This window comes from Pilibacter termitis (genome assembly GCF_900167335.1).
GTDB lineage: Bacteria > Bacillota > Bacilli > Lactobacillales > Streptococcaceae > Pilibacter > Pilibacter termitis.
Genome location: NZ_FUXI01000018.1, coordinates 55,874 through 64,645 on the forward strand (window position 1 = coordinate 55,874; position 8,772 = coordinate 64,645).

7 protein-coding genes are annotated in these 8,772 nt (G+C 37.6%); 2 read left to right on the forward strand and 5 right to left on the reverse strand.

The window, feature by feature from the left end; genetic code table 11:
- The first annotated feature begins 22 nt into the window (after nt 1-22).
- Nucleotides 23-703: a fructose-6-phosphate aldolase gene (locus tag B5D30_RS08255; protein WP_078807594.1), complete on the forward strand. Its 681-nt coding sequence runs from the start codon at nt 23-25 to the stop codon at nt 701-703.
- Between the two features lie 38 nt (nt 704-741).
- Here B5D30_RS08255 and B5D30_RS08260 read toward each other — a convergent pair whose 3' ends face one another.
- The 3 genes from B5D30_RS08260 to B5D30_RS08270 form a co-directional block, all read right to left on the reverse strand.
- Nucleotides 742-2,136 (reverse strand): DHA2 family efflux MFS transporter permease subunit, encoded by a 1,395-nt coding sequence (locus tag B5D30_RS08260; protein WP_078807603.1) that lies wholly within the window; start codon nt 2,134-2,136, stop codon nt 742-744.
- A gap of 116 nt (nt 2,137-2,252) precedes the next feature.
- Nucleotides 2,253-2,720, reverse strand: coding sequence for a MarR family transcriptional regulator (locus tag B5D30_RS08265; protein ID WP_078807595.1), 468 nt, complete (start codon nt 2,718-2,720; stop codon nt 2,253-2,255).
- 216 nt (nt 2,721-2,936) lie between these two features.
- A complete protein-coding gene (locus B5D30_RS08270) occupies nt 2,937-4,439 on the reverse strand; it encodes an AcpB/EbpR/MafR family transcriptional regulator (protein WP_078807596.1) in 1,503 nt (500 codons plus the stop codon).
- A 329-nt stretch (nt 4,440-4,768) separates the two neighbouring features.
- Here B5D30_RS08270 and B5D30_RS08275 point away from each other — a divergent pair, with 329 nt between their 5' ends.
- Complete coding sequence (locus B5D30_RS08275; RefSeq protein WP_078807597.1) at nt 4,769-6,238, forward strand: MFS transporter; 1,470 nt, start codon at nt 4,769-4,771, stop codon at nt 6,236-6,238.
- 46 nt (nt 6,239-6,284) lie between these two features.
- On the opposite strand, the gene B5D30_RS08280 is transcribed toward B5D30_RS08275, so the two are convergent.
- Nucleotides 6,285-6,791 (reverse strand): VanZ family protein, encoded by a 507-nt coding sequence (locus B5D30_RS08280; protein WP_078807598.1) that lies wholly within the window; start codon nt 6,789-6,791, stop codon nt 6,285-6,287.
- Entirely contained in the window at nt 6,788-8,128 is a 1,341-nt protein-coding gene (locus tag B5D30_RS08285; RefSeq protein ID WP_078807599.1) for a hypothetical protein, read from the reverse strand. Before B5D30_RS08285 ends, B5D30_RS08280 begins: the two co-directional genes overlap by 4 nt.
- Nucleotides 8,129-8,772: the final 644 nt, after the last annotated feature.

Below are 8,772 nucleotides of genomic sequence, written 5' to 3' on the forward strand. Positions count from 1 at the left end.
TTACAGGAACGAGGAAAGAAAAATGGAATTTATGATCGACACCGCCAATCTTCAAGAAATTGAACGTTGGAATAATGCTCTTGCACTTAGCGGAGTAACAAGTAATCCTAGTATTTTGAAAAAAGAGGGCAAAATTGACCTTTATGCCCACCTTAAACAAATTCGCAAAATCATTGGCATGGAAAAAAGTTTGCACGTGCAAGTTGTCGCAAAAGATTTTGACGGCATGATGAAAGATGCCGAGGCAATTTTAGAAAACGTTGACTCCAACGTATTTGTCAAAGTTCCTGTCAACGAAGTCGGACTCGCCGTGATTAAAGAGCTAAAACGTCGCAACATCAATGTAACAGCGACCGCCATTTACACACAAATACAAGGTTTGCTGGCAATTGCAGCAGGTGCGGATTATATCGCTCCTTATTACAATCGCATGGAGAATTTGAATATCAGTCCGAACGCTGTCATTTCTTCACTTGCTGAGGAAATCGCTCGAGGAAATGCAAAGACAAAAATTTTAGGGGCAAGCTATAAAAATATCACACAAATCAACGATTCCATTGATTGTGGCTCGCACGCTGTAACGGTTGGAAGTGACGTAGTCGAACAATTTTTCGCTCATCCTTCTATTACAAAAGCAGTGGATGATTTCACCTCTGATTTTGAAGAGATTCATGGTGCTGGAAAAACGATGAGTAATGTGTAATAAAGTTACCTATAAAAACGCATGAGGAATTTGTTGCCTCATGCGTTTTTTGTGTAACCTTGTTTTCCTGTTAAAAAGAAACTTGTCGGAATCATCAAGACAAGTGCGATTGCTGAAAACAAAAATCCTGCATGAAATCCTTGTATGTCGTCTTTTGGAAATGTCGCAACAATTGTCGCAAGCAATGCTGTACCAAAACACGCTCCAAGATTTTCAATAATATTGATCCCAACTCCCGCATCAGCAAGTAATTCATCATTCAACCCAATATATGCCTCGCTCATCAAAGGAAGTGTCAAACCGCCCACACTTGCTCCACGGATAAATAAAACAATCACAAGAACAACCATACTTGTTTTCTCCGTCACAAATAAAAGAGGAAACACGCTAACCAATGCAAGAGGTAAGCTAATTTGCACAACACGCTTGGAACCGAATTGATCAATCTTTCGTCCAATCATTCGCCTTGTGGCAAGCATTCCTACACCTTGCGGAATCAAAGCGAAAGCTGACATAATCGCATTGAAATGAAACGACCTTTGGAAAAATAATGGCAAAATCAACATTGGCCCCATAATCGCAATATTAGCTAAAAATAGTCCGATACTTGCAGAGGCGAATCCTTGATACGTGAACAATTTCAAAGGCAGAACGGTTTTATTCTTTCTGAGAGAATTATAGAAAACATAAATTGCAAGAAAAGAACAGCCAATACCACAAAAAATAACAGTGGATTGGTTCAAAAGACTTGCAGTATCTGCTGCTTTTGTCAAACCATAAATCAGCCCGACACTCATAATAGACAAACAAAAAATTCCAAAAAAATCAAGCCTACTTTTTCTATTGAAAGGAGCAAAATCAGGAATATTTTTCTTCATCAAAGGTGTGGCAAATAGTGTCACAAATACATTGAGAAAGAAAATCCATCGCCACGATAATACTTGCACAATAAAACCCGCAAGCACTGGAGCAAAAATTGGCCCAAAAATCATTGGCATACTGACAATTGCCATTACTCTGCCCACTCGCTCTTTCCCTGCAACTTTCACTAACAGCGTAAACATCAAAGGAGTAATCACTCCAGCGGCTGCACCTTGCAATAAACGAAAGAAAATAAAACTCTCAACACTCCAACTCACCCCTGCCAAGACAGAAGTCACACCAAAAATAAGGGTCGCTAAAATGAAAACTTTTTTCCCATTCAAACGATTCATCAGCCAGCCTGAGATAGATACTGTAACCGCTAGTGCTAAAGTGTATCCTGTAACAGACCACTGCACCATATTTAAATTTGTTTGAAAATCTTTTGTTAATTGGTCAATAGCTATATTCACCATTGTAGCGTCTAACATCGGAGCAATCGCCCCCAATGCTATCGCCCATGCTGTCGCAAGTATCGTTTTAGGTAATTGTTCTTGTTGTTTATTTTTCATTTGTATTCTCCTTGTTTTTTGTTTCCCAAGAAACAATATCATTGTATCTCTTTTTTGTTTCCTAGTCAACAAAAAAACACCAAAAAAATGAGGTTGAAAAATTGTTCTCACCCTCATTATGTGATTTCTCTACCCTCTCGCTTAATTTCTTCGTCTAAATGTTTGGAATATCGCTGAATAAATGCCAAAAATCCTGCAAGTTGTTCTTCGGTTATTTCATCAAAAACCACCTTATCTCGTGCTAAAAATTCCTTGTGTAAGTTTTCGTGAATTTCATTTACCTCTCTACCTTTTTCAGTCAAGCGAAAATAAACTTCCTTTTTATTTTCTGTTCTTTGATACCGCTCAATCAATTTCTTATCCAACAATTTCTTGGCAATCTTACTTGCTGCACTTCTTGTCATATAAAGAGATTGAGCAATTTTCGTTACATTGACAAATTCACCTTTACTAATACACTCAATCGTATGCACTTCAGAAGATTGGTAATCTGAAAGCATTTGTTCCATTTTATACTTATTCAACCAGCCCATTTTATTCAACACTTCTCGTGTCTTGTTTAAGATTATTTCTTCCTTATCCATTCTATTCTCCCATTCGCAAGTTTTGTCTACTCGAAGTCTTTCTTACTAATATAAGAGTGCCTCTACACATAATCACTTATCCGTGTACTGTTACATTTTACAATTCTTCAACAAAAAAATGCAAGTTTTTTTCAAGTTGAAAGGAATCGACATTGCGAGCAGTTGCCAGATTTCAGAAAAAAGAAGTACCCAAACCTCTGGATACTTCTCCTCGCATTATTTCTTCGGTGTGCCCACATGCAATTTCAACTGCAAACGGTCAATTTCTTTTGCTATTTCTCCTAGTTGAATAACGTTTGGGATATTATCTACGACAAAAAGTTTTTCTCTTGCAAATTCCAGCAGTGGTTCTGTTGAGATAATCACATCATAGCTTTCTGCGTTCGGGAATGTTTTTTTATTCATTACACTTCCCTCATATATCTCCATTTCCACTCGATAATGAAACTGCATATCTAGTATCCCTTTTAATATTTTAGCGTGCGTTTGACCGTGAGTTGAGACAATCAGCATTTTCACCTTTGTTCTACGTTTTTCTAATTTAATTGGCAAATCGCTCCATTCGACAAATAAAATGTCAATAATGTGATAGAGCATTTTTGAATACCAAGGAAAATGTGTTCTCTTCTCCATTAATTGCAAATTCCCTACTATTTCTCTTGAGAAATTTGGATAATTTTCAAATACACGCTCCGCTTGAAATTTCAAATTATCAAATAAAGAATAACGCACATATGGAAATATCTTATATTTTGTGTAAAGGCTAACCACTTCAAACTGCACTGCTGCTCTATCTTCTTCTACAAGCTCTAGTCCTACTTCTTTTGAAATAACGTCCAAATAATCACTTACATATCCGTTAATACGTGCCATTTCCTGTTCGTTATCCCAGCCGTAATACGGGTGAAAAATCATTTGTGCTAGTTCCTTATGCCAATCTGTCGGAAGACGGAACGGAAGTATTTCTTGTATTTCCTCTTCATATCCTAAAATGTACTCATCTATTTCATGATTCTTTTTATCATTCAACTCCAAGCGAAACCCTTGGCTCATACGCACAAAAGCAACACCTACCGAAAGTGAATGATTGAACACTACCTCGTCACTTAATCTCATATTTAACTTTTTGGCAATCTCGCCTATCATTCTGACAATAGGCTCTTGCTGAAATTCTTTAAACGGCCACCTGCCAATACCATAAGCCTGATCAAAATAATTGGTAAAGTGAAGCCGCAACCACCGTTCATCTTTCGCCTGCAAATAAAACGGCTGACGAATGATTTCAATGCCAACTTGCTCCATGCTACCATTTAACGTCTGCACCATACGATAAAGACTAGACTCGCTAATAAACAGCTCACTTAACCAATAACTTCCCGTTTCATACGGCTTGAAAAACAGCATTTCCGCAAACTGAAAAAATTGAGAGTTTTGCAAGGTTTCGCCGTAAATGCAATTCATTTTTCGTTCATGATTCACATGAATCCTTACCCCGCTTTTTCTGGAAAATTCAACAACAAAATACTCCTGCCAAGTCATATCAAAAAACTGAAAATCCGTCCCCAATGTTTTCGTTGAACAACTTGCAATTTTAGCTAATTCGTCCAAATCCACCCATGTTTTTCTCTCAAGTAACGTTTCAACAATTGTTAATCGTCTTTTTTCAGCAGTTGTTAGCATAGAGTGCATATCCATTGCTTTTTCTTTTTTTCTTTTCATTTTCGCACACCCCTTATCACCATTTCACGTTTGAATTTAAGTTGAAAATCTAAAAAATAGCACGATACCCTTACATAAATATCGTAACATAATTCACGAATGGAAACAAAAGGTTCAAAAGGCGTTTTGTATTTTTTCAAATATTTCCGTAAAATAGAAAAAGATGAATGACCCGAGAATACTCTGTTTCCCAAACTCCTCTAAATAATAAACAAGCCTATTTATTGACAAGTGTTATTTACAACACTAAAAAAGAAATCATTTCCATTGAAATCTCTATAATAGTTTGAGACAATAGCAGAGCATTACACGAATGGAAAGGGAACGTTATGAATATCACAAATAAAAACAAACTTTGGATTACGATTGCTATTTTTATTGCGACTTTTATGAATGGAATCGAAGGAACAATTGTAACAACTGCCATGCCGACAATTGTCGGAAGTCTTGAGGGAATGAGCATTATGAATTGGGTGTTTGCGATTTATTTGCTCACAGGAGCTATGATGACACCAATTTTTAGTAAGTTGGCAGATATGATTGGCAGACGTCCCGTATTCCTCACCTCTGTTACGATTTTCATTCTTGGCTCAGCACTTTCTGGCTTGTCAAGTTCAATGGTTCAGCTAATTATTTTCCGTGCGATTCAAGGGGTGGGAGCTGGAGGAATTTTGCCAATTTCACTCACGTTGATTGCTGATTTATACGATCAAAAACAACGCTCAAAACTGCTCGGGCTCAATTCTGCCACGTGGGGAATCGCCTCAATCGTAGGCCCTCTCGGTGGTGGAATGATTGTAGAGACATTTAGTTGGCATTGGATTTTTTACATCAATGTCCCCGTTGGCATTGCGGTCATTTTGCTACTTCTTGCAAACCTCAAGGAAAATGTTCGTCCACATCAAAAACTAAAACTTGACCTTTTAGGAAGTGGTGTTCTTATGCTGTTGCTCCTCTCTTTCTTGCTTGCCGTGCAATTTTTTGGAACAGAAACATTTTCTTTAAGAGTAGTGTGTCTACTTGCTTTATCCATGATTTGCTTAGTTGCATTTATTTTTATTGAAAAATCAGCAGAAGATCCTGTCATTCCGCTCAGTTTGTTCAAAAATCCACTATTTACTTTAGTCAACTGTTCGGCTTTATTGATTGCTGGTGTTTTGATTGTGGTAGATGTTTATATTCCAATGTGGTTACAAGGAATTAATGGCGAAAGTGCCATGATTGGTGGTCTTGTGCTTGCTCCACTTGCATTCGCATGGATGTTTGGGAGCAATATTGCAGGGAATTTGCTTGAGAAATGGAGTACAAAAAACGTCTTAGCTCTGGGGAATACGATTATTCTACTTTGTTTTGTCGCTTTTACACTTTTTGGTGAAAATGCAGGAAAATGGCATTTTCTTCCTGTTAGTATGGCAAGTGGCTTAGGTTTTGGGATTAGTTTTACTACATTTACAGTCGTTTCACAAACGAGTGTTGCCAAAGGTGATATTGGTGTCGCAACAGGCTTTAGCACGCTCGTCCGCACACTCGGGCAAACAATTTTGATTGCTATTTTCGGTGTCGTACTTAACGCAAAAATCGCAAATAATTTGCCAAAAGACAGTGCTATTTCACTTGAAGATATGAATCAACTCATCAACCCGCACACCGCAGGAAACCTACCAAAAGCCTCCATGCTCGCCTTGAGAAGTATTTTACAAGGAGGTATACATTTCATTTTCTTGATTAGTCTTGTGTTACTTCTTGTAGTCTATTTGGTGATTTTGCCGATGAGAGAGGGGAAACGAAAAACGGAATGAAATTTTTCCGGTTGTCATAAAATAAGGAAGTAAGTCCCAAATCCCCTTACTTCCTTATTTTCTTTATCCCCTCAAGCAGCAATAGTGCTGCCACTGCACAAAATGCTCCTGATGAATCAAGGGCAACATCTTCAATTCTCGCCGTCCTGCCTCCTGTGAGCATTTGGTGAAATTCATCTAAACCAGCGTACCCACTAGCAGCAAGCCATGACAAAACACCAAAGAGAACGATTGACTTTCTAAATTTGTTTCTCAATCCTAAAAATAGGAAAAAGGACAAAAAGAAATATGTGGCAAAATGAGCAAACTTGCGAATAAAAAACTCAACAAAGGGATAATATCCTTTTTCTTCGATACTCACTTGCTCGTTCCCATAACGAAGATGAATACTTGAGAGTTCCTTAAAAAATGGTTTTCCTTGAAGAAAATGTTCTAAATTCCCCACTTGTGATTGTTCTTGATATGTTTGCGAGGAGGAATAAAATAACACGCACATCACCACGAAAGCCAATGCCAACCATAAATTTCCGTTGGCAAAATGTTTTTTTATCATTTGATTGTATCCCTTCTCTCTTTGAGCGTTGACAAATCAAGATTTTGCTGAATCCCCTCAACAACTTGTTGCCAATTTTTAGGGAGTTGCCCCGCTTTTTCAATGGACATTTTGTGATTTGTTTTTGAAAAACGAAGGATAAATTCAGGATCGAATTTTTGGTACATTTCCATTTTCCCACTTGGTGTTTCCTCTGGAAAATCAAGCATCCTCTCAAACTCTTGAATAATTTTTTTATCCGCAGCAGACAAAGGAAATTCTTGCCACTCTTGGAATAACCGTTTCCCCTCGTCATAAAGAACGGTTTTGTCTTGAGGGGATTCAAAAGCTACCGTATAATTTTTCTCTAATCCGTCTTGCTGAGCAAGTTCTGGATTTTCCTCTGGTTTCCACAAAAGAAAAAGCAAGAATAAATGAAGAAAACGAAGAGTAGCATAACTAATGCCAAAAGGTTGAAAAGGCACTATATCAATATTTCTAAGCTCAATATACTGAATACCGTTTAACTGCAACTCAAAAGCTTTTTTCCCGCTACGCAGACGAACAGGTGAATAAAATTCACGTTCTCCAATTAATTTCTTCTCGGCAATCATTTTCTGCAAATCTTTTACATAAGTATCTAACGAAGTAAATCTCACTTTCACCTCATTGAAATTCCGATACCCAAACATAGAATTACGAATGGAACGAACAGCTCTTGGAAGGCTCTCGCCATTGCGGAAAAATCCCGAAAAAGCACGTGTACTTGCTCCTAAAAGATACGTCAAAAGCCACTCATATCGCAAATATTGTCGTGCGATTTTCATATAAACCTCGTTTGAAAACTCCTTTAAAGAAGTTTTAGCATGTAAAAGGGTATAAAGTTGCTTTAAAAAATCCTCGCCTAACTCAAAATTTACATGAATACCACTCATCATTTGCTTTCTTTTTCCGTACTTTTGTACTAAATATTTGCGATAATCGACTTCTTGCGTATCGTTCAGTTGAGAAAGCGGAATTTCCTCGTCACGATGTGGCAAATCTGGTGGCATAGAGGCGTGCCACAATAAGTCGTCATTTTCTAAAGCCAAAATCGCCGCATAATGTTCCGCCTCTAAAAACAATAACGCTTCCTTCTCTGTCGAAAAAGGAGGAGTGATAAACTCCATTTGCGTTTCTGCAAAATCCGTCTTAATATAATGATTCTCCTCACGCATAAATAAAGCACTCGGATGAGGCTGTTTTGAGAGAAAACCAAGCGGATTTACTCGATGATTTTCCTTTTCCAAACCAATTTTTGATGAAAAAAGAAAAGCCTGCATTGAATTTTCAGTTAAAATTTTTTTATAATCACACATTTTTCTTCCTTTGTCTAGCTTTGAGGGGCTGAAGTCTGGCAACTGTTCACAATGTCGCTCGCAACTAACGTTTTGATACTAGTCTTTCAAGAATCTTTGATTCTTAGAAAGACTGTATGCGAAACGAAGTGTAGCAGTAAATAAACGACAGTGTTCACTGTTGCAGACTTCAAAACGCCCCTCCTAGCTTTTCTTATTCTATATAAAATATTGTAGCATGATTGGTGGAGTTTCAAAATAGTTACGCTTAAAAATTAGGAGAGCTGTTAAAACTCGGGTGAATACCAAATTTGCTAGTTTTCGTTTTTCAGGCTCTTTGTCAAATCGTGTGGAAAGCATCTATTTTACAAAGCGTACCTAAGAGAGTTGGACATCTTGTCCAGCTCCTCTTTTGCGTCTACCAGAAATAGTTTTCTTGTAGCATTCTGCTCTGTCGAACCTAGCCAGTAGCACAATTATAGGTCGTTCAACATGCAAAACCTTGTTCACTTGACTATTCTCTTGTTTTATCTTTCACTGTTACACTTTAAATACTGAAATATCTATTCTAAACCACCTTACAAATCCCTGTAAGAAGACCACACTGAATATAGCTCCTCGTACGGAAATTCTCAAATCTTCTAAAACCATAAGCCAATCGTTTG